The organism is Caballeronia sp. LZ062 (assembly GCF_031450785.1).
In the GTDB taxonomy this organism is placed as follows: domain Bacteria; phylum Pseudomonadota; class Gammaproteobacteria; order Burkholderiales; family Burkholderiaceae; genus Caballeronia.
Genome location: NZ_JARTWB010000001.1, coordinates 115,197 through 138,724, shown reverse-complemented (window position 1 = coordinate 138,724; position 23,528 = coordinate 115,197). Strand labels below are relative to the sequence as shown.

At 65.4% G+C, this 23,528-nt stretch carries 20 protein-coding genes; 8 read left to right on the top strand and 12 right to left on the bottom strand.

What is annotated here, in order from left to right; genetic code table 11:
* Positions 1-145: 145 nt before the first annotated feature.
* Complete coding sequence (locus P9239_RS00730) at positions 146-1,318, bottom strand: FAD-binding oxidoreductase (protein WP_309748604.1); 1,173 nt, start codon at positions 1,316-1,318, stop codon at positions 146-148.
* 7 nt (positions 1,319-1,325) lie between these two features.
* Positions 1,326-2,825, bottom strand: coding sequence for an aldehyde dehydrogenase family protein (locus P9239_RS00725; RefSeq protein WP_309748603.1), 1,500 nt, complete (start codon positions 2,823-2,825; stop codon positions 1,326-1,328).
* Between the two features lie 201 nt (positions 2,826-3,026).
* On the opposite strand from P9239_RS00725, the gene P9239_RS00720 reads away from it, so the two are divergent.
* A complete protein-coding gene (locus P9239_RS00720) occupies positions 3,027-3,632 on the top strand; it encodes an XRE family transcriptional regulator (protein ID WP_309748602.1) in 606 nt (201 codons plus the stop codon).
* On the opposite strand, the gene P9239_RS00715 is transcribed toward P9239_RS00720, so the two are convergent.
* The 7 genes from P9239_RS00715 to P9239_RS00685 all read right to left on the bottom strand — a co-directional run bounded on the left by P9239_RS00715 (position 3,629) and on the right by P9239_RS00685 (position 12,182).
* Positions 3,629-5,080 (bottom strand): cytochrome P450, encoded by a 1,452-nt coding sequence (locus tag P9239_RS00715; protein ID WP_309748601.1) that lies wholly within the window; start codon positions 5,078-5,080, stop codon positions 3,629-3,631. The genes P9239_RS00720 and P9239_RS00715 overlap by 4 nt on opposite strands.
* 89 nt (positions 5,081-5,169) lie before the next feature.
* Positions 5,170-6,027, bottom strand: a complete 858-nt coding sequence (locus P9239_RS00710; RefSeq protein WP_309748600.1) for an IclR family transcriptional regulator — start codon at positions 6,025-6,027, stop codon at positions 5,170-5,172.
* A gap of 55 nt (positions 6,028-6,082) precedes the next feature.
* Positions 6,083-6,901 (bottom strand): sugar phosphate isomerase/epimerase, encoded by an 819-nt coding sequence (locus P9239_RS00705; protein ID WP_309748599.1) that lies wholly within the window; start codon positions 6,899-6,901, stop codon positions 6,083-6,085.
* A gap of 10 nt (positions 6,902-6,911) precedes the next feature.
* Positions 6,912-7,523 carry an NIPSNAP family protein gene (locus P9239_RS00700; protein WP_309748598.1) on the bottom strand — a complete coding sequence of 204 codons (612 nt, stop codon included), beginning with the start codon at positions 7,521-7,523 and terminating at the stop codon, positions 6,912-6,914.
* Complete coding sequence (locus P9239_RS00695) at positions 7,520-9,295, bottom strand: FAD-dependent oxidoreductase (protein WP_309748597.1); 1,776 nt, start codon at positions 9,293-9,295, stop codon at positions 7,520-7,522. Before P9239_RS00695 ends, P9239_RS00700 begins: the two co-directional genes overlap by 4 nt.
* Positions 9,289-11,061, bottom strand: a complete 1,773-nt coding sequence (locus P9239_RS00690; RefSeq protein WP_309748596.1) for an FAD-dependent oxidoreductase — start codon at positions 11,059-11,061, stop codon at positions 9,289-9,291. The genes P9239_RS00695 and P9239_RS00690 overlap by 7 nt, the downstream gene beginning before the upstream one ends.
* An 83-nt stretch (positions 11,062-11,144) precedes the next feature.
* Complete coding sequence (locus tag P9239_RS00685) at positions 11,145-12,182, bottom strand: Gfo/Idh/MocA family oxidoreductase (RefSeq protein ID WP_309748595.1); 1,038 nt, start codon at positions 12,180-12,182, stop codon at positions 11,145-11,147.
* A gap of 179 nt (positions 12,183-12,361) precedes the next feature.
* Here P9239_RS00685 and P9239_RS00680 point away from each other — a divergent pair, with 179 nt between their 5' ends.
* Both P9239_RS00680 and P9239_RS00675 read left to right on the top strand, forming a co-directional pair.
* A complete protein-coding gene (locus P9239_RS00680) occupies positions 12,362-13,195 on the top strand; it encodes a shikimate dehydrogenase (protein WP_309748594.1) in 834 nt (277 codons plus the stop codon).
* A gap of 224 nt (positions 13,196-13,419) precedes the next feature.
* The gene (locus tag P9239_RS00675; protein ID WP_309748593.1) at positions 13,420-13,884 is read left to right on the top strand and encodes a hypothetical protein; all 465 of its coding nucleotides are present in this window, start codon (positions 13,420-13,422) and stop codon (positions 13,882-13,884) included.
* A 348-nt stretch (positions 13,885-14,232) separates the two neighbouring features.
* On the opposite strand, the gene P9239_RS00670 is transcribed toward P9239_RS00675, so the two are convergent.
* Positions 14,233-15,426 carry a hypothetical protein gene (locus P9239_RS00670; RefSeq protein ID WP_309748592.1) on the bottom strand — a complete coding sequence of 398 codons (1,194 nt, stop codon included), beginning with the start codon at positions 15,424-15,426 and terminating at the stop codon, positions 14,233-14,235.
* Between the two features lie 572 nt (positions 15,427-15,998).
* Between P9239_RS00670 and P9239_RS00665 the strand changes: the two genes are divergently transcribed.
* Positions 15,999-16,478 (top strand): hypothetical protein, encoded by a 480-nt coding sequence (locus tag P9239_RS00665; protein WP_309748591.1) that lies wholly within the window; start codon positions 15,999-16,001, stop codon positions 16,476-16,478.
* Between the two features lie 5 nt (positions 16,479-16,483).
* Here the strand turns inward: P9239_RS00665 and pdxY are convergent, their stop codons facing one another.
* Positions 16,484-17,365 (bottom strand): pyridoxal kinase PdxY, encoded by an 882-nt coding sequence (gene pdxY, locus P9239_RS00660; RefSeq protein WP_309748590.1) that lies wholly within the window; start codon positions 17,363-17,365, stop codon positions 16,484-16,486.
* Between the two features lie 393 nt (positions 17,366-17,758).
* Between pdxY and glgC the strand changes: the two genes are divergently transcribed.
* From glgC to P9239_RS00640, 4 genes are all read left to right on the top strand, one after another.
* Positions 17,759-19,033 carry a glucose-1-phosphate adenylyltransferase gene (glgC, locus tag P9239_RS00655; protein ID WP_309748589.1) on the top strand — a complete coding sequence of 425 codons (1,275 nt, stop codon included), beginning with the start codon at positions 17,759-17,761 and terminating at the stop codon, positions 19,031-19,033.
* A gap of 73 nt (positions 19,034-19,106) precedes the next feature.
* Complete coding sequence (gene glgA, locus P9239_RS00650) at positions 19,107-20,570, top strand: glycogen synthase GlgA (RefSeq protein WP_309748588.1); 1,464 nt, start codon at positions 19,107-19,109, stop codon at positions 20,568-20,570.
* A 70-nt stretch (positions 20,571-20,640) separates the two neighbouring features.
* On the top strand, positions 20,641-21,441 hold the full coding sequence (locus P9239_RS00645) for an SDR family oxidoreductase (RefSeq protein WP_309748587.1): 801 nt from the start codon (positions 20,641-20,643) through the stop codon (positions 21,439-21,441).
* Between the two features lie 7 nt (positions 21,442-21,448).
* Positions 21,449-22,885 carry a dihydrolipoyl dehydrogenase gene (locus P9239_RS00640; RefSeq protein ID WP_309748586.1) on the top strand — a complete coding sequence of 479 codons (1,437 nt, stop codon included), beginning with the start codon at positions 21,449-21,451 and terminating at the stop codon, positions 22,883-22,885.
* 76 nt (positions 22,886-22,961) lie between these two features.
* Here the strand turns inward: P9239_RS00640 and P9239_RS00635 are convergent, their stop codons facing one another.
* Complete coding sequence (locus tag P9239_RS00635; RefSeq protein WP_206468467.1) at positions 22,962-23,318, bottom strand: hypothetical protein; 357 nt, start codon at positions 23,316-23,318, stop codon at positions 22,962-22,964.
* Between the last annotated feature and the right edge of the window lie 210 nt (positions 23,319-23,528).

Here is a 23,528-nt window from a genome sequence, read left to right as displayed (position 1 = left end):
TCATACTCGAATATTTATCGAGACAGTTTCAGGATGCACTTCCGCGGGCCAACTGGCCCTAGTGGATTTCATCGATGGACGCGCGCCAAAACGGTGCCGATCATTCAAAGAATGCCCGCGCGCGGCGCCTTTCATGCCGCTGTCGCTATACGACGTTCTTCTCCACGATCGGGCGCCCTTCGATAACACGCGCCCAGCCAAGCGGCGATAAATCGAGTGTTGTATATCGGCCATGCAGAATCAGTTCGCTGACGCCTCGACCTGTTGCCGGACCATGCTGCAAACCATGTCCGCTAAAACCGCTTGCAAAAATGCAATTGTCGATGTCCGGATGCATACCGATTATCGCGTTCTGATCCACCACGTTGTATTCGTAATAACCGGACCAGCAGTGTTCCACGCGCAACGCCTCGAATTGCGGCACGCGATGCGCAAGCGTCGGCCAGATCACGTCATCGAAGAGTGCGTGGTCGACTTCGTCGAGTGGAAGGTCGTCGGGGTCGTTGTCCGCCGTGGGCGACGTGCCGCAGATATACGTGCGCCCTTCAGGGCGGAAATAGACGCCACTGGGGTCGATCAGGAGCGGACAGCCGTCGAGCTTCCCCGGCGACGACACATTGAAGATGCTGCGCCGCCGCGCGCGAACCGGAAGGTCGATGCCGAGCATGGCCGCAATGGAGCGCGACCACGCGCCCGCCGCGTTCACCACGACATCGCATGAATACGCTTCGCCGTTCGATGCGCGCACGCGCGTCGCGCGCCGCCCCTCGCGCTCGATGCCGGTGACGTCCGCTGCCACATAACGCACGCCGAGCGCCTGCGCCTTGCGCTTGAGCGCCTGCACGAGCCCGTAACCGTCGAACCAGCCTTCGCCGCGCTCGCCGAATGCGCCCGCTGACAGATCCTCCGTGTTGAGCCACGGGAAGCGCGCCTGCAAACCGGCGGCATCGAGCAACGTGATATCCGCGCCGAGTTCGCGCTGCATCGCGTGATTTTCGCGCAACGTGCTTTCGCCGCGCGGCGTCGCGAGAAACAGATAGCCGCCCTCGTGCAAGTCGATGGACGGCCGCTCGCCGTTCACCTCGAGCCGCTCGCCGATGGCGCGCAGAAACTCGATGCCGAAGAGCGACATGCGCACGCAAAGCGGCGTCGAGAACTGCTGCCGGATGGACGCCGCCGACAACGCCGACGACGAGCGCACGTAGGTCGGATCGCGCTCGATCACCGTGACCTGCACGCCCGGGTCCGACGCCCGCAGGAAATACGCGACCGAACTGCCGACCACGCCGCCACCGACGATCACCACGTGTTGAGCCATGAACGCGTCAGCCGAGATTGAAGTCGATGCCCTGCGCGAGCGGCAATTCCGACGAGTAGTTGATCGTGTTCGTCGCGCGGCGCATGTACGCTTTCCACGCGTCCGAGCCGGATTCCCGTCCGCCGCCCGTTTCCTTTTCGCCGCCGAACGCACCGCCGATCTCCGCGCCGCTCGGCCCGATATTCACGTTCGCAATGCCGCAATCGCTGCCCGACGCGGACAGGAATCGCTCCGCTTCGCGCAGGTCGGTGGTGAAGGCGCATGACGACAATCCGTGCACCGCAGCGTTGTTCAGCGCGATGGCTTCGTCGAAATCGCTGTAGTGCATCACATAGAGAATCGGTGCGAAGGTTTCCTTCAGGACGACTTCGGTTTGCGCGGGCATCTCGACGAGTGCCGGGCGCACGTAGTAGCCGTTCTCGCAACCCTCGACCGTCACGCGTTCGCCGCCGGACACCTTGCCGCCCTCGCCCTTCGCCTGCTCCAGCGCGTCCTGCATGCGCGCGAACGACTGCACGTCGATGAGCGGCCCCATCAGCACGCCGTCGTTCAGCGGATTGCCGATAGGCACTTTCGCATACAGGTCTTTGAGACGCGCGACGGTTTCGTCGTAAATGCTGTCGTGGACGAACAGACGCCGCAGCGACGTGCAGCGCTGCCCCGCCGTGCCGACCGCCGAGAACAGAATGCCGCGCAGCGCAAGATCGCGATTGGCCGTCTGCGAAACGATGCCCGCATTATTGCCGCCGAGTTCGAGAATCGAGCGGCCGAAGCGCCGCGCGACTTCCACGCCCACGGCGCGGCCCATCTCCGTGCTGCCCGTCGCACTGACGATATCCGAGCGCTTGTCCGCGACGAGTTGCGTGCCGATGTCGCGGTCGCCGATCACGACCGCCGCGAGTCCCGGCGGCGCACTGCCGAATTCGTCGAGGGCTTCCCGGAAAATGCGATCCACGGCGAGCGCGGTTAGCGGCGTCTTTTCCGAGGGCTTCCAGACCACCGCGTTGCCGCACACGAGCGCGAGCGCCGCATTCCACGACCACACGGCCACCGGAAAGTTGAACGCCGAAATGATGCTGCAGACGCCGAACGGATGCCACGTCTCAGCCATGCGATGCCCCGGCCGCTCGGATGCGATCGTCAAGCCGTACAACTGGCGCGACAGGCCGACGGCGAAGTCGCAGATATCGATCATCTCCTGCACTTCGCCGAGGCCTTCCTGCAGAATCTTGCCCGCTTCGAGCGAGACGAGCCGCCCGAGCGCGGCTTTCTTCTCGCGCAAGCGGTTGCCGAGCAGCCGCACGAGTTCGCCACGGCGCGGCGCGGGCACGTTGCGCCAGACGGCGAAGGCGGTGCGCGCCTGATCGAGCGTGGCGTCGAGTTGGGCGGCGGTGTGGCGCTTCACGCGCCCGATGACCTGCCCCGTGACCGGCGACGTGACGGCGAGGTCGCCGTCCGCGACGAGGCCTGCAATGCCGAGGTCGGAAAGAATCGATTGAGCGTCCACGGTGGAATCCTTTCAATGCTGCGGGGTTGAACGGCGCGCTGATCTGTTTCTGATCAGAAACTCTCGGGAAGACTATACGCGTGGATGCCAGACGTCACAATCACGCCAATATTCGGGTTGTCCCCAACGATGCCAGCATTGAGCGGCGGCGCCATTTTTCGCGCCGGTGTTATTATCGGAAACAAAATTTCCCGCCTCACCATGACAACGACTCGAAGCCAGCAAGCACCCGAGCAGTCCGCAGCCGATCTCGGCCGGCGCGTCAGACAGGCGCGCGTCGCGCAGGACATGACGCTCGAAACGGCCAGCCGCTTGTGCGGCGTGTCGCGCTCGGCGCTGTCCAAGATTGAGAACGAGCTGATGTCGCCTACGTTCGACGTGCTTCAGAAGATCGTGCGCGGCTTGCGGATCGACCTCTCCGAGCTTTTCGGTAACGTGAGCGCGCCGAGCGCGAGCGGAAGGCGCGCACTCACTCGGCGCGATCAGGGCCAGCGCCACGCGTATCGCGGATATCAGATGGAAGTGCTCGCCACCGAACTCGCGCACAAGGCGATGCTGCCGTTTCGCATCCGCATTTCCGCGCATACGCTCGACGCCTTCGACGACTGGGGCCGTCACGAAGGCGAGGAATTTCTGTACGTGATCAGCGGCAGCGTCTGCCTGTACTCGGAACTCTACGCGCCGACGCATCTGAACGCGGGTGACAGCATCTACTTCGACAGCCGCACGGGACATGCGGCCATCTCCACGAGCGATGAAGACGCCGAAGTGCTCTGGATGGCGACGGGCGGCGGCGTGCCTGCTTAATGCGTGGAGCCGCCCTTCGGCGCGATATCGCGCATCTGTAGGCGCATCGGCATTTCGCTCGGCACCATCGTGAATGCGCACACTTCGTGGATGTTCGCCGGATCGGTCGCCAGCCGCGAGACGAAGTTCGCCGCGAGCATCGACACGACGAGCCGCATTTCCACCGACGCCAGATGCCGCCCCGGACACACGCGCGGCCCCGCGCCGAACTGCAGCCAGGCGCGCGTGTCGTGCGCGGCGGCGTTTGCTTCACGTCGACGATTGCGCAGCCAACGCTCGGGATCGTAGCGAGCGGCATCGGCGAAATGACGCGCATCCATCATGGCCGGGCGATTCAGCATGAACATCTTGGTGCCGGCCGGCAGGCGCACGCCCAAAAGCCGCACGTCCTCCAGCGGCTCGAACGAGAGATACGGCGCGACCGGATGCAGGCGGCCCGCTTCCGTGCAGACGGCTTCGCACGAATCGAGTTCGCGCAGTGCGTCGTAGCTCGGACACACGGGCGCGTCGCCGAGTGCGCGGCGGGCATCGCCGGCAATGCGCGCCTGAAGTGCTTCGTCCGCGCCCAGGAACAGCAGCGCCCACGCGATCGACGTCGCGGTGGTGTCCTCGCCGGCGACGAGCAGCGTCATGACGTTCGCGGCCACATCGTCGTCGGTGATGCCGGAGCCGGGGGCATCGCGCAGGGCGAGCATCGCTTCGAGCAGATTGCGCGGCTCGTCCTGCTGCGGCTGCATGCGTGCGCGCGCACGCGCCATGAGCGCGCGAATGTAGCGATGCACTTCCGCGATCGCGTGATCGAACCGGCGGTCGCCCGGCATCTTCACATAGCGCCAGTAAGCGAACGGCGCGTTCACGCGCGACATGAGCATGGGCAGTAGCAGCGCCAGATGCTGCTGAATGACGTCGCCGTCCTTTTCCAGCGTGTTCGGATCTTCGCCGAACGCGAGCGCGCTCGTCACATCGACGGTGAAGCGCTTGAGATCCTCGATCATGTCGACAATGCGCCCATCGCGCGCGGCCGCTTCCCAGCGCCGCCGCAGCCGGTCGGTGATGGCGGCGAGGGTCGGATAGAACGCCTTGATGTGCGGAATGGAGAGCGCCTGCATCACGAGGCGGCGTTGCGGCAGCCATGCCTCGCCTTCGACCGAAAACAGCCCGTTGCAGCCGAATTCCTTCAGCACCGCTTCGATCGGCTCGTAACGCCGATAGCGATGCGGCCGCTCGCGCATCACCGCATGGCTCAGTTCGATGTCCGACCACACCGTCACCGGCGTGCGGCCGAGACGAAAAAGATACGGCGTGCCGAGTTCCGCGGCCCAGCGTTCCAGCGTGAGATGGTGCGTGGCGGGCGCAAGCTGATGCAGGTTGCCGATGAGCGGCAGGCCGCGCGGCGACGGCAAGTCGTTGAGTTCACGCGCGGGAGCGATGGCGGTCGCGGCTGTCATGATCGGCCTCGGAACGGGCTTGATCTGCAAAGCATAGTGCAGACGCGACGCGTCGAACCGGGAATTGCGCGCGAGCGCGGCGCGACCGCTCAGCGCGCCGTGGCGCCGCGCTTCGTCTTCTTGCCCGCGACCGCTTGATCATCGCGCGGCTCAGGTTTCGGTTCGGAACGTTTGAAGTACGGCGAGCTCAACGTCGCAGCGCCCATATCGGACGCGGCCTCCAGCAACGCGGGCGCGAGTTCCTTAAGACGCGCGTCGGGCAGACGGCTCGTCGGCCCCGCGAGGCTCACCACGCCCACGACCACGCCCGTCACCGGATGATGAATCGGCGCGGCCATCGACGTCATGCCGGCTTCGTAGGTCTCGCTCGCGATACCGTAGCCGCGCTTTCGCGCCGCGTGCAGGTCTGACAGAAACTGCTGGATCGTCCTCGGCGCCTTCGGGCCGCCTTGCCCCGGCTTGCCGAGGCCGCCCTGCTTCGCGACGAGCGCGAGCGCCTCTTCATCCGACAGCGACGACAGCCACGCCTGCCCGCTCGCCGTGCAATGCAGCGGCGGCTGGCTGCCCATGTCCGGGTCGTAGCGCAGGCCGGACTTGGCGCCCTGCGCCTTGCCGACGAACGTGATGTGATCGTCCTCGACCACGCCGAGCCGCGCCAGTTCGCCCGAGGCCGCCGCGAGCCGGTCCAGCACCGGCTGCGAGACATCGAGCACGCCTCCCGTCGACAAGTAGATCAGCGCGAGCGACACGAGCTTGAGCGCAAGCATGTACTCGCCGTGATCCTCGTCCTGACGGACATAGCCTTCATCGATCAGCATGGCGAGCAGCCGGTGCGTGCCGCTGCGCGGAATGTTGAGCGTATCCGCGATGGTGGCGAGCGGCATGCGCCCGCCGTTCCTGGCGAGCAGCTCGATGATGGCCAGCGCGCGCTCCAGATTTCCTGCCATGTTCCGTTCTCTTCATGTTGCGATTGCGAATGAGAACACGATTCCAGCCCGGAATTCAACCATACGTTCCGGCGAGCACGGCAAGCGTGGCCTCACGCAGCCGCGTCGCACGTTGCAGCGCGCTTGCCGTCTTCGACCACTCCTGCATCGGCGCTTCGATGGAGAGCGGCAAATCGTCCGGCAGCGCGCGAAGGATGCTCGCGAGATCGATGCCGCCTTCGCCCGGAATCATGCGCGCGCATCGCGCCTGATACAGCAGCGTCTCGACATCCGCCGGGCGCGCGGCGGGCGCGTCGCAGAACTGCAGATAACCGAAGTATTCGCGCGGCAACGCGCGCAGCGTTTCGACCGACGAGTTCGTGCGGTCGAAGTGAATCGGATCGACGATCAGCCCCGTGTTCGCGCGCCGTGCCGCCTTTACGATGCGCGCGCCCTGCACGATGTCCTTCACGTCCGTCCACGGCATCGGTTCCAGCGAAGGCGCGAGGTCGTATGGCCGCGCGATGTCGCAAAGCTGCGCGAGTCTGTCTGCCGTGCGCGCCTCGTCGGGATCGTTGCCCGCGACGAGCACATAGCGCGCGCCGAGTTGCGCGGCCGTGTCGAGCATCGGCTCGTAGGCGGTCACGTCGGTGTCCGGTTTCAGCCGCAGAATTTCGGTATCGAGCACGCCGATGCCCGTGTCCTTGAGCGCCGCGAGCGTTTCGCGCAGAAGCGGCGTCGCACCGATGATCTCGTGCCGGACCTCCGTCTCCGTCGCGGGCAGAATCCGCAAGCCGACGAAGTCGTAGCCCGCCTTGGCGGCGCATTCGACCATCTGCGGCGGCGTCAACTCCAGCACCGTCAGTGCGGACAGCGATAGTTTGCGTGTGCGCATCGTCGCTCCTTCAGCGCAGCGGCGAGAACGGCGCGGGCACGTAGATGGTGGCTTCCATCGTCGTCAGATGCGCCGGTCCGCCCTTCGGCGGCCAGATCCCGTCCTTCACCGCTTCGGCGCGGATGCGCGAGCGCTCGTCCACGCTCTTGTACGGCCAGATGTTCAGGAAGCGCGGCACGGCGCCGTCGAGCGCGTACATCGCGCCGATCAGCGGCGAGCGTTGCGTGCGCTCGGGTACCGCGTTCTGCCACGCGTCGATGGTGTGCTGAAGGCTCGCCAGTTTCGTGCCGTAGACGCGCATCTCGTAGATGCCGCCATGCTCCGCGGGCTGAATCGGCGGGAGAAACGGAAAGAGCGCATAGCTGTTCACTTCCACATCAACGATAAATTCGCCGCAGCCGAACGGGTTGCCTTCGAGCAAAAGCCGTCGTCGTTCCGCAATCAGCGCCGTCTCGGATGCGAACCCGCGCAGCACCATCACCTTGCCGAGCTCGCCGATATCCGAGTACCAGCAGCCGAGCAGCGTCGAGCCGGGTTGATTGCCGCTCGCCGTGATGCGCTCGAAAACCTGCGCGTTCGTGCCGATTTTCACGGTCAGCGTCACTGTGTCGTACAGAGTCATTGCAGCGTCCTTGCTTCGTTGGATAGAGATTCGTCGGCGGCAGCTTCCTCGCCCGAAAGCTGCGCGAGTTCGCGCCCTGCGAGATAGCCGAAGGTCATGGCGGGACCGAGCGTGATGCCGCCCGCCGGATAGTGGCCGCCCATCATGCTGGCTGCGTCGTTGCCGACGGCAAACAGGCCCGGAACCGGCGCGTGCCGTGCGTCGAGCACGCGGGCGCGGGCGTCGGTCGCGAGGCCCGCGAAGGTGCCGAGGCTGCCGGGCAGCACTTTGACCGCGTGAAACGGGCCGTCGAGAATCGGCGCGACGCACGGATTCGGCCGGTGCGATGCATCGCCCTGCATGCGGTTGTAGGGCGTCGAGCCGCGCCCGAACGCCGGATCGCGGCCTTGCGCGGCGTGGGCGTTGTAGGCGGCGATGGTTTCGCGCAAGCCGTGCGCGTCGATGCCGCAACGTTCCGCCAGCGCGTCGAGCGTCGGCGCGCTTTGCAGATAGCCGGAGCGTTCATACGCCGCGAGCGGAAACGGATACGGCTTCGCGAAGCCGAGCCCGTAACGCCGCTGGAACCGGTGATCGCAGACGAGCCACGCACACACCTCGTCACTGGCGGGCGTGGCGCGCAGCAGCGCGTCGATAAAGTCGTAATAGGACGACGCCTCGTTCACGAAGCGCGTGCCGTCGGGCCTCACCGCGATCACGCCCGGCTTGCCGCGCTCGATCAGATGCGGGAAAGCGACCGGCTCGCCGTCGGGCTTCGGAACGAGCGACACCGGCGCCCACGCGGCGGGCGCTTGGCCGGCGGCATCGAAATGCGCGCCGGCCGCTTCGCCGATGCGGATTCCATCGCCCGTATTGCTGCGCGGCGCCGCCGACCAGTGTTCTTTGCCCGTTGGCGTGTACGAGAATGTCTGCGCGCGGCGGGCCACATCGTGCGGATAGCCGCCGCAGGCGAGCACGACGCCGCGCCGCGCGTCGATCCGATGCAAGACCCCTTCGATTTCTACATGCGCGCCAGTGACGCGGTCGCCGTCCCGCAAGAGTTCCATGGCCTTCGCCCGCGTTCTCAGTTGCACGCCGCGATCCGCCGCGGATTTCAGCAGCCGCGCAACGAGCGCATTACCGTTTACGAGATGCATCGACCGACCATGGCGCAGCTTGTGCGCGGCGAACATGGCGAGACGTCTCGCGACGTGCCACGCGGACCGAACCGAGCGCGTCGCGTTCAGAAAATGCGCGAGGTCTTGCCCCGATGCGATCGCCATCCCGTTGACCGTCATTTCCGCGAGCGGCGGGCGCAGCTTGCCGATGAGCGCGCCGAGTTCGCGGCCATCGAACGGCATCGCGCAGACGGAACGCCCGCCCGTCGCCGCGCCGTGCGTCGTGTGAAAGTCGGGAATGCGGTTGCCGTCGATGAAACGCATCGACGTGTTCGTCTCGAAGAAGTCAATCATGCGCGGACCGTGCTCGATGAGCGCGGCAGCTTTTGCGGCGTCGAAGTGCGCGCCCAGTTCGCTTTGCAGATAAGCGCGCGGCGCGTCCGCCTGTTCGACGATGCCCGCGCGCACCGCGAGCGGATTGTGCGGAATCCACATCCAGCCGCCGGACCACGCGGTCGTACCGCCGAACACGTCTTCCTTCTCGCAGACGATGACCGAGAGGCCGAGCGTCGCGGCCGTGACCGCCGTGGAAAGACCGCCCGCGCCGGAGCCGAGCACGAGCACGTCGCATTGCAGCACGGGCGGCACATCCGACGGAGAATCGCTTCGTGTCAACATGCGGGGCTCGTCGTGTCGTTCGCGCGGCTGTGCGCAGTGCTCGAAGCGGTTCGTTGGACGCGCGCCGCCGCGTGCCGTCCGGCGAGATACGCGAACGCAAGTCCCGGCCCGAGCGTGATGCCCGGCCCCGGATAGACGCCGCCCATCACGGATTGCATGTCGTTGCCCACCGCATACAAACCGCCGATCGGCTGGTCGTCGCGGTCGAGCACGCGCGCGTGCGTATCGGTGACGAGGCCCGTCGCCGCGCCGATGTCGCCCGGATAGAGCCGCACCGCGTAGAACGGCGCGCGCTCGATCGGCCCGAGACACGGATTCGGGCCGGTCCAGCTGGCGTCGCCGTTCGCGCGTTGATAGTCGGTGGTGCCGCGATGAAACTCCGCATCGACGCCCGTTCGCGCATAGCGGTTCATGCGCGATACGCTCTTCGCGAGCCGCACCGCGTCGATGCAGAGCTTTCCGGCCAGTGCGTCGAGCGTGCTGGCCTGCGTCAGATAGCCGTCTGCGAGGAACGGCGCGAGTCCTTTGCCGCCCGGACGCACCATGCCGAGACCATACTTGCGCAATCCTTCGGTATCCGTAATGAGATACGCGGGCACGGAAGGCGTCGTGCGGTTGGCTTCCTGCATCGCGATGCCGAAGAGGTGATACGACGTGCTTTCGTTCAGAAAACGCTCGCCGTTTTGATCGACGACGATCATGCCCGGCTTGCCGCGATCCATCAGGAAGTGCGGGAACACGGCGGTCGTCCCGTCCGCCCTCTTGCGCACCGACACCGGCGCCCAGAATGCGTGCGACATGGCGCCTTCGCCGAAGCGCGCGCCTGCTTCGAGCGCAAGATCCTGCGCGCGGCCCGTGTGACCCGGCGCGCCCGGACACCACGCGGGATCGGCGCCCGGCAACATCGCGGCGCGACGCGAGGCGTGGCGATTGAAGCCGCCGCTTGCGAGGATCACGCCGCCCGTCACCGCAACGCGCCGCCGTGTGCCGCTTTGCATGAGCGTCACGCCTTCGATGCCGCCCGCGCCCGTGTGCAGCGCCTCGACGCTCGTGCGCGTGAGCAGCGTGACGCCGCGCTGAAGCAGCGAATAGAGCAGGCGGCCGATCAGCGCATTGCCCATCACGAGACGCGTGCCGCGCGGCGCGCTCATGCGGTCGCGCGCATGACGCGCGAGCAGCTTCGCGGCGTGTCTGAAGGAAGCGAACGACTTCGTCATTTTCAGCAGATGCGCGACGTCGTCCCGGTCCACCATCATGCCGCCGAGCACGGTGAATTCGGGAATCGGCGCGCGAATCAGTGCGAATGCGGCGCCGAGCTTGCGTCCGTCGAAAGGCAAGGGTTCCAACGCGCGGCCGCACAGCGTGGAGCCTTCCAGTTCGGACAAATAGTCCGGATGGAACGGGCGCGCCCGGTACTTCACGTCCGAGTTCGCTTCGATATGCGCGACCGCTTTTGGGCCGGCATCGAGAAACGCGCGGCGCATCGCGGCGCGGCTGCGCTCACCGACCGCGCGATCCAGAAAGCCCTCGGCGTTCGCGGACGAATCGGCGGGATTAACCGCTGCCATGTGCATCGACGCGGGAATCCACGTTGTGCCCGCGGAGTATGCGGTGGTCCCACCGACGTATTCCGTGCTTTCGACGAGCAGCACGCGGGCGCCTTCGATGGCGGCGAAGAGTGCCGCCGACATGCCCGCCCCGCCCGCGCCGATGACGACGACATCGAACGTTTCGTTATCGCTGAGATCGCTTGATGCCCGGTTCATTTGCGTCGCCTCGGAATTATCTTCGAATGTGGAATCCTATTCCAAAGTAGCGACGACCACCAAGCGTTTTCTGCGCTGTAGGCTCATTCGTCCGGCGCGACCGCCCTCCGCTCCCTCGCCGACCGATGCACCGCCAGCGTCGCGGCCAACGTGCGCGCCCCGTCTTCGCCTGAGCAAACCGGAGTCTCGTTGCCGTCGATGACCGCCGCGAAATGACGCAATTGCTCGTGATACGGATCGCTGAAGTGCGGCGCGGTGCGCTCGACGGTCAGCGGGTCGTGCCATCCCTTCGCAGCGCGGTACTCCCAGACCTCGAGCAACGGCAGCGTCAGCGATGCATCGGTGCCCGAAATGAAGTGCGTATTCACGTTCTGCCGCGGATAATGCGCCGCCTCGCCCGCCGCGAGATCCCAGTTCCACGGCGCCACCGTGCAATCCGACACGGTCAGCGTGCCGAGCGCGCCGTTCTCGAACCGCAGCAGCACGGCGGCCGTGTCTTCCACTTCGTAGCCGCGCACGCGGTTCGACGTCAACGCCTGCACCTCTGCGATCTCGCCCAGCAGAAAGCGCATCATGTCGATGTCGTGGATCAGATTGATGAGCACGGGTCCGCCACCCGGCTTTCTGCGCCAGTCGAGTTCGAAATAAGGTTCCGGCTTGTAGAACGTCGCAAGTGCGTTCGTGGACACAGGCTGACCGAGCCGTCCGCTCTGCACGATCTCCCGAGCGCGCTTGAGGATCGGGCTATGCCGGCGCTGATGTCCGACGACGAGCGGCACGTCCGCACGCCGCGCGGCATCGACGAGCTGGCGCGCCTGCTCCACGGTATCGGTAATCGGCTTTTCGACGAGCGCCGGCACACGCCGCGCGATGCACGCGAGCCCCGCTTCGAGATGCGCCGCGTTGGGCGTCGCGACGATGACGCCATCGGGATGCACGGCATCGAGCATCGCATCGATGCTTTCGAACCAGCGCGCGCCGTGGGTCTGCGCGACCGCTTGCGATGCGGGCGACGGGTCCGCCACGGCCACCACTTCGCAATCAGGATGCAGCTGCGCGCGCTCCATATGCATGCGTCCGATGGCGCCCGCTCCGGCTATTGCCAGACGTTTTCTGTTCATCGCGAACTTCTCCAGTGTTGAGGTGGGATGAAAAACCGACCGTTAGTTGCTTCCTAAGAAATATGCATTTGTTGAATGCTATTCCATTTTCAACTACAGTTCGACAACCGCGATTTACTCTTCTCACATCCTCGCTCGCGCTCACCACGACGCGACGCCACATCGGAGGCAATCGACGCATGGCGCAGGACACATCTTTTTCCGCATCGCTCGATGCAGGCTTGAACGGCGCAACCCGCGTGTATTTCATCGTCGGCGATCCGATTGCGCAGGTGCGCTCGCCGTCCGGCGTGACAGCGGCCATGCGCGCGACCGGTCGCGACGCGATCGTCATTCCGGCGCATGTCGCCCCGGCTGACCTCGATGCGTTCTTCGCCGGCGTCACGCCGATGCAGAACGTCGACGGCATCATCATCACCGTGCCGCACAAGTTCAGCGCGGCGCAGTACTGCCGGACGCTCACCGGCGAATCCGAATTTCTCGGCGCGACCAACATGCTCAGGCGCAATGCCGACGGCACATGGCACGGCGGCATGTCCGACGGCGTCGGCATGGTCGCGGCGCTCGCGGATGCCGGCTGCAGGCCGGCCGGGAAGCGCGCGCTCTTGATCGGCGCGGGCGGCGCAGGCTCGGCAATCGGACATGCGCTCGTCGAGGCGGGCGTGGCGTCGCTCGCCATTCGCGACTTCGATGCCGCGCGCACGAGCGCGCTCGTCTCGCGGCTCGCGTCGCTTGGACGCGGCGCGGTGAACATCGCTGACGACGCCGACGCCGACGCGCAGGCGTACGACATCGTCGTCAATGCGTCGCCAGCGGGCATGCGTCCGGGCGATCCGCTGCCCATCGACGTATCGCGCCTCGCGCCCAAGACATTCATCGGCGATGTCGTGACCAAGCCGCCGATCACGCCGTTCATCGAGGCGGCGCGCGCGCGGGGCTGCCCGACCGTCACCGGCACGCAGATGTTCGGCCGCGTCTGCGATGCAATGGTGGAATTCCTGCTGAAGGACTAAACCGCCCGCGAGGGGATCGGATTAGTCCGCTTCAAATGGCCCGCGCGCTATTGCACCATGCCGCGGCGCGTGCGCCTTCCTCAGCCGCGCATGCCGGCTGCCGGCGCAACATCGGCTCGCCGCCCTCTCATGGGCGGCATTTTTTTGCGCGATGCTTCGCCGCTAAGCGGGCACGGGACGCTTGCCGTCCATCGAGGGTGACTCAAGCTCCCATCAAGGCTGCAATGAATTCGTATCAACGCATGTTCAAACGTCCGGCGCTGGCAGGCGCCGCCGCCATCGCGTGCGCGCTCCTCGCGGCGTGCGCAACCGGTCCCGGCGCATCGGGCGCGCTTCCGGCCGATGCCCGGCTCGCCAATGGCCGCATCGCGGACAAGCAGTATCTGACGACCGTGACGACAGGCGCGGCATCGTCCTCGGGGCCGTCGGTCGGCGTGGGCGGAGGCGGCGTCGGTGGCGGCGGCTGGAGTGGCATCGGCGCGGGCGCGGGATTGAGCTTCGATCTGACGAGCCTCTTCGACAAGACTCCCGAGCAGACGGCGAAGGTATATCGCTATGGCGTGCAGATGCGCGACGGCGGCAAACGGCAGATCGACAGCACGCTCGACGTCCAGCCGGGCGCATGCGTCACGACGATCGATTCCGCGCAGCCTGGCTATCCGCGCATGATGCCGTCGAGCGAATGCTGAAACGCGCGACGCACGCGTTTCGCGTCGGATAAGCCCAAGTCGGTGGCGCACGCCGGATCGTATGCGCGAATCACCATAATCCGGCGAACGCGAAACGCACTGCTTCCAAATGCCGGTTGAGACGGCCGCCGCCCCTTGCGATACTCACCTGCATCCAGTTGTCTCCTCACGCGTCCGTTCCCCCGCATGGGACAGTCTCGCAACGGACGCGCTCTCGCCGCCTACCCCGGGCGGCTTTTTTTTACCCCGCCGCCCCGAAACCGCCCGTGCAACGAAAAACGGGCGACGTTCACCGAACGCCACCCGTTTGCCTAGATGCCGCTTCGCGCGGCCCTTGTCGCTTATCGCTTATTGCGGCTCATACCACGAGTACGTGGCGAGCGAGCTGACCGGCGAGCCGATCTGGAACGTGATGTCCCGATGCGAGGTCAGCACGATATCGCGCGGATCGCCCAGATAGCGCCGGGAATCGCCGTTGTCGTTGATGTAGACCACGACGTTGCCCGTGATGCCCGCGACGTTCGTCGTCGTCAGCGGCTGGCCCCAGATATCGAAGAACTGCCCGAGCGTGTAGGTCTTCGCGGTCGGCGTTTCGATATGGATGATGCCGGTCTGATCGTGCGTGTGCATCTCGTAGTTGCAGGTTCCCGGAAGCCCGATCTGCTGCGGGAACTGCAGCCACTGGCCGTCCTTGAAGATCGCGACGTGCGAATGCACGTGGAACGTCTCGGCCATGCCCGAGGCGCAGGTCACGCCGTCGATCGTTGCGCCCGTCGCGCTGCCGCCCGTCGGCCAGGCAGCCGTCGTGCCGACGACTCCGCCGTACACCAGCGTGGTCGGATGCGCGGTGTCGAACGGCGGCGGATCGATCCACGTGTAGGTCGGAATCTGCGCGGGCGGCGTGCCGATGGCAAGCGTCACTTCGCCATGCTGCGGCAAGACCAGGCTCGCGAGATCACCCGTGTATTGCTGGAGCGCGCCGCCCGTGTTCACCCATGCCGTGACCGTGCCCGTGATGCCCGCGACGTTCGTCGAAGAAAGCGGCTGGCCCCACACCGCGAAGAACTGACCGAGCGTGTAGGTCGTGTTGCTCGTCACGTCCATGCGGATCTTGCCGGTGTTGTCGTCCGTATGCACCGGATAGACGCAGCCCGTCTCGAGCGCGTTCGTCGGCGCGACCGTGCCGATATTCGCGGGCAGCGCCAGCTGCTTGCCGTTCTGATAAATCGACAGATGCGAGTAGCTGTACGTATTGCCCGCGACCGTGCAGTTCAGCCCGCTGACCTGCTGACCGGTGCTCGTCGGCGAGGCGTCCGACCATTGCGTCGCGCCCAGCGCTGTCCCGTCGACGACTTGCGTCGCGGCGGCAAGCGTCGGCGTCGCGTTGGTAGAACCGCCCGACGACGAGCTTCCGCTGCCGGTCGTGGTCGTGCCCGCGCCGTTCGAACTGGTTCCGCCGCCACCGCCGCCGCAACTCGCGAGTAAAACTAACGCGGCTGCCGAAGCGACTGCGCCAATCCAATGAGTATGTTTTCCTTCCATGTCTCAACTCCGCCTATCGTTAAATGAATTCGTTGCGGCATGCGTTTAAGAGCACAACGCTTCGCGATGGCATGCGCGTGCATGCCTTCTCTGCGTGAATCGAGCATCGACAAAACGTCGCGAACAATACGAGACCGGGCGAAACGAGGGTTTCGCTCGGGGCGCTGGTCTCTGCGCGCAAGTTTTGCCGTATGGCTTTTGCATGCGGTCGAATGAGCCCGTTGCATGCACTGGCCACAGAATGACGCCCTGACGGGGCGCTATTTGTAGTTACTCGAGACGTCCGAGTAAGTGAGAAGCGTGTACCGGCGAATCGAGTAAATCGCCGGTGAGACGAAGCGTAACGTTCAAGCCTAATTGCCGCAAGTGGAATTGTCGGTGCATTCGGCACGCGCGGATAATCGCACGGCTTTAGTCATTCAAATAACTAGACAAATCGAATTGGGAAGACAAAATAAAGTATTAATCCGCAATGTCGCGGCTTACGCGAATTGACATTGGCGGACCCCGCGTGAAAGCATCCAACGCGCACTGCCCCGTCCATTGCGCCGCTCTTTATAGGAGTGCTCCACATGATCTTCCACGCATCCATCCCCGCGCGCGATCCTCAGCACGTCGCGCATGTGCTTGCCGAACTCTGGGACGGCTTCGCCGCGCCCTTCTCTCCGTTCCCTGATGCGTGGATGGCCGTCGCGGGCGATGACCGCGGCAGCATCATCGAGGTGTACCCGAGCGATCGCGTGATCACGCCCGGCGGCGGACACGAGACGAGCGTGAGCTACGGCGCGGGCACCGTCGAGCGGCCGCAGTACAGCGCGTTCCATATGGCCATTGCGACGCCGCACAGTGCCGCTGAAGTGCTGGCGATCGGCGAGCGCGAAGGCTGGCGCGCGGTGCGTTGCACGCGCGGCGACCATTTCTTCGACGTGATCGAGTTCTGGATCGAGAACGGCACGATGCTGGAATTCCTTACGCCCGACATGCAGGCGCAGTATCTCGCCTTCGCGACGCCCGAGAACTTCAGAGCGATGGCGGCAGCGGCCACCGCCTGAATCGTTCAGCGCGCGTTGGCGGGCGCGCTACCGCTCACGCGAATGGCGGGAAAGCGGTCGGTGGGCTTGGCGATCTCGTCCTGCGACGCCACGATCTCCAGTTCGTAGCGGCCCGCGTCGTAGGTCGCTTTCACGACGGCGTTGACCGCCGCGAGCGTGTGTTCGAGCGCGTTACGGAGCGAATCGCCGAGCAGCGTGCGCGCGACGAACACCGCGCTCGTCAGATCGCCGACACCGACCGGCTGCCGTGCAAACGGATACAGCGGCCGTTGCGCGAACCACGCCTCCTTCGCGGTGACGGCAAGCATGTTGAACGTATCGGCGCGGCTGTTGCGATCGAGCAGATGTTTGACGAGCACAGTGCGCGGCCCACGCGCGATGACTTCGCGGCAGGCATCGACGGCTTCCTCCACGTTCTCGATGGTGCGGCCGGTGAGCTTTTGCAGCTCGTTGTGATTCGGCATGATCGCATCGGCCACTTCGGGCATCGTCGTCACCAGAAAATCTTCGATGCCGGGCGCCACCGTGCAGCCGCCCTCGACGCCCATCACCGGATCGCAGAAATAGAGCGCGCGCGGGTTGACCGCCTTCACCAGCTTGACGATCTCGACGACCGCCCGGCCCTGCTCCGTCGCGCCGAGATAACCGGAGAGCACCGCGTTGCAGCGCGCCAATACGCCGATCGCCCCGATGCCTTCGATCACGCTCTGAAGCTCCTCGGCATCCACGACGCCGCCGGTCCAGCGGCCGTACTGCGTGTGATTGGAGAACTGCACGGTGTTGAGCGGCCAGACATTGACGCCGAGCCGCCGCATGGGAAAGACCGCCGCGCTATTGCCCGCGTGTCCGAAAACGACGTGCGACTGGATACTCAGGACATTGTTCATGTTGTCATTCCGGGCTTGCGTGAGAGCGGTCAGAGCCGATTCGCGGGACGTTCTGTATTGTGCCGCGCCAATGCACCGTGCGGCATCGCGTGCTCGGTTATAAGGTGCGCCGCCGCATTTTGTCCAGTCCCGCGCATGTCACAGCGCGACGGGACGACGCAACGTCGCAGTCGTGCGCGCTTCGGCATGCGCCTTGCTAGATGCGCTCGGCGACCCACGCCTGCCGTGAACAAAAAATCGAACGGAGGCAGCACACGAATTCGACCGCGCGCCGATAATGCAACGAACATGAACGCGCGCACCGTCCAAAGCAGCGGCCGCCACCCACGAGGAAGAAGCACCGCACGACATCCCACACGACATCAACAGACGCAGGTCATATCAGGAGCCGACATGGAGACGCCGTCAAAGAATCGCACCGACTTGCAGAAGTCCACCCTCGCAATCGTCCTCGCCGGCGGGCGCGGCACGCGTCTCGGGCCGCTCACGGACAAGCGGGTCAAACCCGCGGTCCACTTCGGCGGCAAATACCGCATCATCGACTTTGCGTTGTCCAATTGCCTCAACTCGGGTATCCGACGCATCGCGGTCGTCACGCAGTACAAAGCGCATTCGCTCTTGCGCCATCTTCAGCGCGGCTGGGGTTTCCTGCGCGGCGAGTTCAACGAGTTCATCGACATCTGGCCGGCGCAGCAGCGCGTGGATTCGAGCTGGTATCGCGGCACAGCCGATGCCGTGTTCCAGAACCTCGACATCATCCGTTCCATTGCGCCGGAGTTCATCATCGTGCTGGCGGGCGATCACGTCTACAAGATGGATTACACGCGCATGGTGCTCGACCATGTTGAGAGCGGCGCGGACTGCACGGTCGGCTGCATCGAAGTGCCGCGCATGGAGGCGACGGCCTTCGGCGTGATGCACGTGGACGAAAACCGCCGCGTCACCGCTTTTCTGGAGAAGCCCGCCGATCCGCCCGCGATGCCCGGCAAGCCCGACATCGCGCTCGCGAGCATGGGCATCTACGTCTTCAGCGCGAAGTATCTGTATCAGCTGCTCGAAGAGAACATCGCCGCGTCGAGCACGGATCACGATTTCGGCAAGGACATCATTCCGCGCGTCGTGACGAGCGGCCGGGCGATCGCGCATCCGTTCGGCATGTCCTGCGTCACGTCCGACAACGATCCGAACGCGCCCGCCTATTGGCGCGATGTCGGCACCGTCGACGCGTATTGGGCGGCGAACCTCGATCTGGCTTCCACCATTCCGCAACTCGACCTCTACGACCGCAATTGGCCGATCTGGACCAATCAGGAACAGTTGCCGCCCGGCAAGTTCGTGCGCGACCTGAACGGCCAGCAAGGCGCCATCACGAATCTGCTGGTGTGCGGCGGCTGCGTGATTTCGGGCTCGCAGGTTTCGAAGTCGGTGTTTTCGTCGGCGGTGCGCGTGCACTCGTTCTGTAACATCAATGAGGCAGTCTTGTTGCCTCAGGTGACGGTGGGGCCGAGTTGCCGATTGCAGCGCGTGGTGATCGACCGGGGTTGCACGGTGCCCGAAGGACTCGTGATCGGCGAAGACCCGGACGAAGACGCCGCGCGGTTCTTCCGCACGGACTCGGGCGTCACGCTCGTCACACGCGAGGCGCTCGCGCGGCTCGGGTCGCGTTGATCGCCACGCCGCGCCTGGGCGGGCGTGCCGCTCGCCCGAAAAAGAAGTCAATCGATAACCGACGGGAGCGCCGATGACCGTATGCGTGCTGCATGCCGCAGCAGAGATGTTTCCGCTTCTGAAAACCGGCGGCCTCGCCGATGTCGTCGGCGCGTTGCCGCCGGCGCAATCGCAACTTGGCGCGGACGTGCGCGTCCTGCTGCCGGGCTTTCCCGCAGTGCTCGCAGGCCTGACCGATATTCAGCCGGTCGCCAGTCTTGGCGCGGCCTTCGGCGCCGACGACGTGCGGCTCGAACGCGGCGTGTTGCAGCCACACGGCGTCGTGGTCTACGTCGTGCGCGCCGATCAGTTCTACGACCGTCCGGGCAACCCGTATCTCGATGCGTCGCACAAGCCGTACACGGACAGCGACCGCCGCTTCGCGCTGCTCGGCTGGAGCGCCGCGCGCATCGCGACGGGCGCCGACCCCGCGTGGCGGCCGCATATCGTCCATGCGCACGACTGGCACGCCGGTCTCGCGCCCGCGTATCTGCGCGCGTTCGAGCGTGGCGGCGCGCCGCGCGTGCCGAGCGTGATGACGGTGCACAACCTCGCGTATCAGGGTGTGTTTCCGGCGTCGCAGTTCGGCGCGCTGCAATTGCCGGCCGATTTCTTCGCGGTGGAAGGCGTCGAGTTCTACGGTCAGACTTCGTTTCTGAAGGCCGGTCTGTACTACGCGGACCGCATCACGACCGTCAGCCCGACCTACGCCCGCGAGATTCAGACTCAGGCCCAGGGCGCGGGCCTGCACGGCCTGCTGCAAACGCGCACGCACGATGTCAGCGGCATCCTGAACGGAGTCGACTATACGATCTGGAGCCCCGCAGTCGACGACGCCATTGCCTCGCGCTACACGGCCGCGAAGCCTGCCGGCAAGAGCAAGTGCAAGACGACGCTACAAGAACGCATGGGCCTTGCCCGTGACGAGGACGCGCTGCTCTTCGGCGTCGTCAGCCGCCTCACGGAACAGAAAGGGATCGATTTGCTGCTGTCGGCCGTGCCGGAGATCGTCCAGCGCGGCGGGCAGCTCGTGGTGCTCGGCACCGGCGATCCGGCGCTGGAAACCGGTCTCAAGAACGCCGCAGCGGCGCATCCGGGTGCGGTGGCGGTCGAACTCGGTTTCGACGAGACACTGTCGCATTCGATCATCGCGGGCAGTGACGTCGTGATGGTGCCCTCGCGTTTCGAGCCGTGCGGGCTCACGCAGTTGTACGCGCTCGCCTACGGTTCGCTGCCGCTCGTGCATTGCGTGGGCGGCCTCGCGGACACGGTCGTCGATTGCTCGCTCGAAAATCTCGCCGACGACACCGCGACCGGCTTCGTCTTCGACCGCTTTGAGCGCGCGGGCATTGTCGCCGCGATTCGCCGGGCGTTTGCGCTCAAGGCGCGGCGCACCGAATGGAAGACGGTCGTGAAGCGCGCAATGAGCCAGAACTTCGGCTGGGAGACGGCGGCGCAACGCTACGCCGAGGTGTACCGGCAACTCCTCGGCGCGTGAGAATGCGTCGCATGTCGGGCGCGCACCTTGCTGCCGCCTCTCACCGGATCAACCGACATCAGGAAGGCTCATGCAAAAAGCCCTCGCAGGCCAGATCGCGCTCGTGACCGGCGGCAGTTCCGGCATCGGCGCGGGTGTCGCGAAGGCGCTGGCGGACGCCGGCGCGCACGTCGCGATCAACTATCACTCACACGGCGAGCCGGCTGAAAAGCTGGCCGCCGAAATCACGTCGGCCGGCGGCGAGGCGTTCGCCGTCGGCGCGGACGTCTCCGACGAGAACGCCGTCGACGCCATGTTCGACGCCGTCGTGAAACGCTACGGCACGGTGGATATCGTCGTCGCGAATTCGGGGCTACAGCAGGACGCGAAGTTCGTCGAGATGACGCTCGCGCAGTGGCGCAAGGTCATCGAGACCAATCTCACCGGTCAATTCCTCACGGCGCAGCGCGCGGTACGCGAGTTCCTGCGGCGCGGACCGCGGCCGGTTTCGAAGGCACTGGGCAAGATCATCTGCATGAGTTCGGTGCATGAAGTGATTCCGTGGGCAGGACACGTGAACTACGCTTCCTCCAAAGGCGGCATTCAGATGCTGATGAAATCGCTCGCGCAGGAAGTCGCGCCGCAGCGCATTCGCGTCAATTCCATCGCGCCGGGCGCGATCCGCACGCCGATCAACCAGGACGCCTGGGATTCGAAGGAGGCGCTCGACCGGCTGCTGACGCTCGTGCCGTACGGACGGATCGGCGAAGTCGACGATATCGGGCGCGCGGCCGTCTGGCTCGCTTCCGATGACAGCGATTACGTCGTCGGCACGACGCTGCTCGTCGATGGCGGCATGACGCTGTATCCGGGTTTCGCCGACAACGGCTGACTCACTTATGAAGACAATCGAAGTGGATGTCGCCGTGATCGGCGCGGGCACGGCGGGCATGGCCGCGTTTCGCGCGGCACGCGAGGCGGGCGCGAAGGCCGTGCTCATCGAAGGCGGCGAATTCGGGACGACGTGCGCGCGCGTCGGCTGCATGCCGTCGAAGGTGTTGCTCGCCGCCGCTAACGGACTGCACGATGCCCGCTCGCTCGCGGCGCGCGGCATCGAAGGCACGCATGAGCTCCAGACCGACTCCGCGCGCGTCATGGACTACGTGCGCCGCGAGCGCGACCACTTCGTGCGCGGCGTCATCGAAGAAGTGGATGCGTTTCCCGACGATTGCATCCTTCGCGGACACGCGCGCTTCGCGGCGCCGGGGCGGCTCCGAGTCGGCGACGAGACGACCGTCGCAGCGAAGAGCATCGTCATTGCGACGGGCGCGAAGGCACACCTTCCCGACGAGTTGCACGTGTTCGGCGACAAGCTGATCACGAGCGACGATCTCTTCGAACTGCGCACGCTGCCGAAGCGCATTGCCGTATTCGGCACGGGGCCGCTCTCGCTGGAACTGGGACAGGCGCTCGCGAGACTGTCGGTCGAAGTCTTCATGTTCGGCAAAGGCGGCAGCGTCGCGGCGCTCTCGGACCCGCCCGTACGCGATGCGCTCACGGCGGCGCTCGCCGACGAGTTCTATCTCGACCCGGACGGCGACATCGAACACATGTCGCTGCAAGACGGCCGGCCGACCCTGCGCTTCAAGTCGCGAGACGGCGGCACGCGCACGGAAGCGTTCGACCTCGTGCTCGCCGCGACCGGCCGCGCGCCGAATCTCAAGCCGCTCGCGCTGGAACACGCGGGCATCGAGTTGAACGACAAGGGCGTGCCGCGCTTCGACGAAACGACGATGCAGTGCGGCGACAGCGCGATTTTCATCGCGGGCGACTGCGACGGCACGCGCCCGTGGCTTCAGGACGCCGCCGACGAAGGCAAGCTCGCCGGCGAGAACGCCGCGCGCTTCCCGGACGTGCAGCCGGTCAAGCGCAAGGTTCCGTTTTCGATCGTGTTCTGCGAGCCGCAGGTGGTGATCGTCGGCGCGTCGTACGATTCGCTCGACAAGCAAATGACGGTCACGGGGACGGTCTCGTTCGAGACACAGGGACGCAGCCGCGTGATGCGGCAAAATCGCGGCCTTATGCACATCTACGCCGACGCCAAAACCGGCAAGCTGCGCGGCGCCCAAGGCTGCGGCCCGGCGATGGAACACCTCGGCCATCTGCTCGCGTGGGCGATTCAGCTCGACCTGACGCTCGACGACATGCTGAAGCTGCCGTTCTATCACCCTGTCGTCGAAGAGGGCTTGCGCACGGCGCTGAGAGACGCCAGCGAGAAGTGGTACGCCGAGCGCGCCGCCAAGCTGCCGAATCTGGCGAGCGCGGCGGGCTGTTAGTACGGCGTGTCTCGCAAACGAAGAAGGCCGGCGTGGAAGCCGGCCTGCTTTCTGACGATAACGACCACGCCGCGGATCAGCTTCCGCTCAACCCATATTGCAGCGCGAGATCGAAGCCGAGCACAACCATCGAGCAGAAGAGACCCAGCAGCAGATTCGCCAGCCGGTGGCCCACATCCTTATGCCGCGTCAGCACGGCTCCCGCGAGGAACGCGATTTCCACGATGACCTGCATGGCGAACACGGCGATCATCAGCGCGAACTCGTAGCCCATCGCGTTGAAGTTCATGAAGTTGAAACCGTTCACCGCGACCCAGGAACCCACACGCCAGGCTTCGTATGCCAAAAGCAGCAACGGAAAGAAATAGCTGGCTACATAAGTCGGCATCGTGGCATGCCGCAATTCCATATTCAAATGACGTGTAACTTGCATCGCGTGCTCCTCATCTGATCGCCCGAAGACCGGGCTCGTCGCCTGCATCGGAGGCGCGCGCGACACCGCTTTTCCTGGGGTGGAATAGAACGGCACACGCGCGTCGTGCTTTCAGAATAGGACATTTTTTTGGAAAGCGAATCATCGTAATCCCGATGACTCCGGCGCATAAGGCGCAGCGCGAAGCATTGTGCAGTGCAACTTAATAAA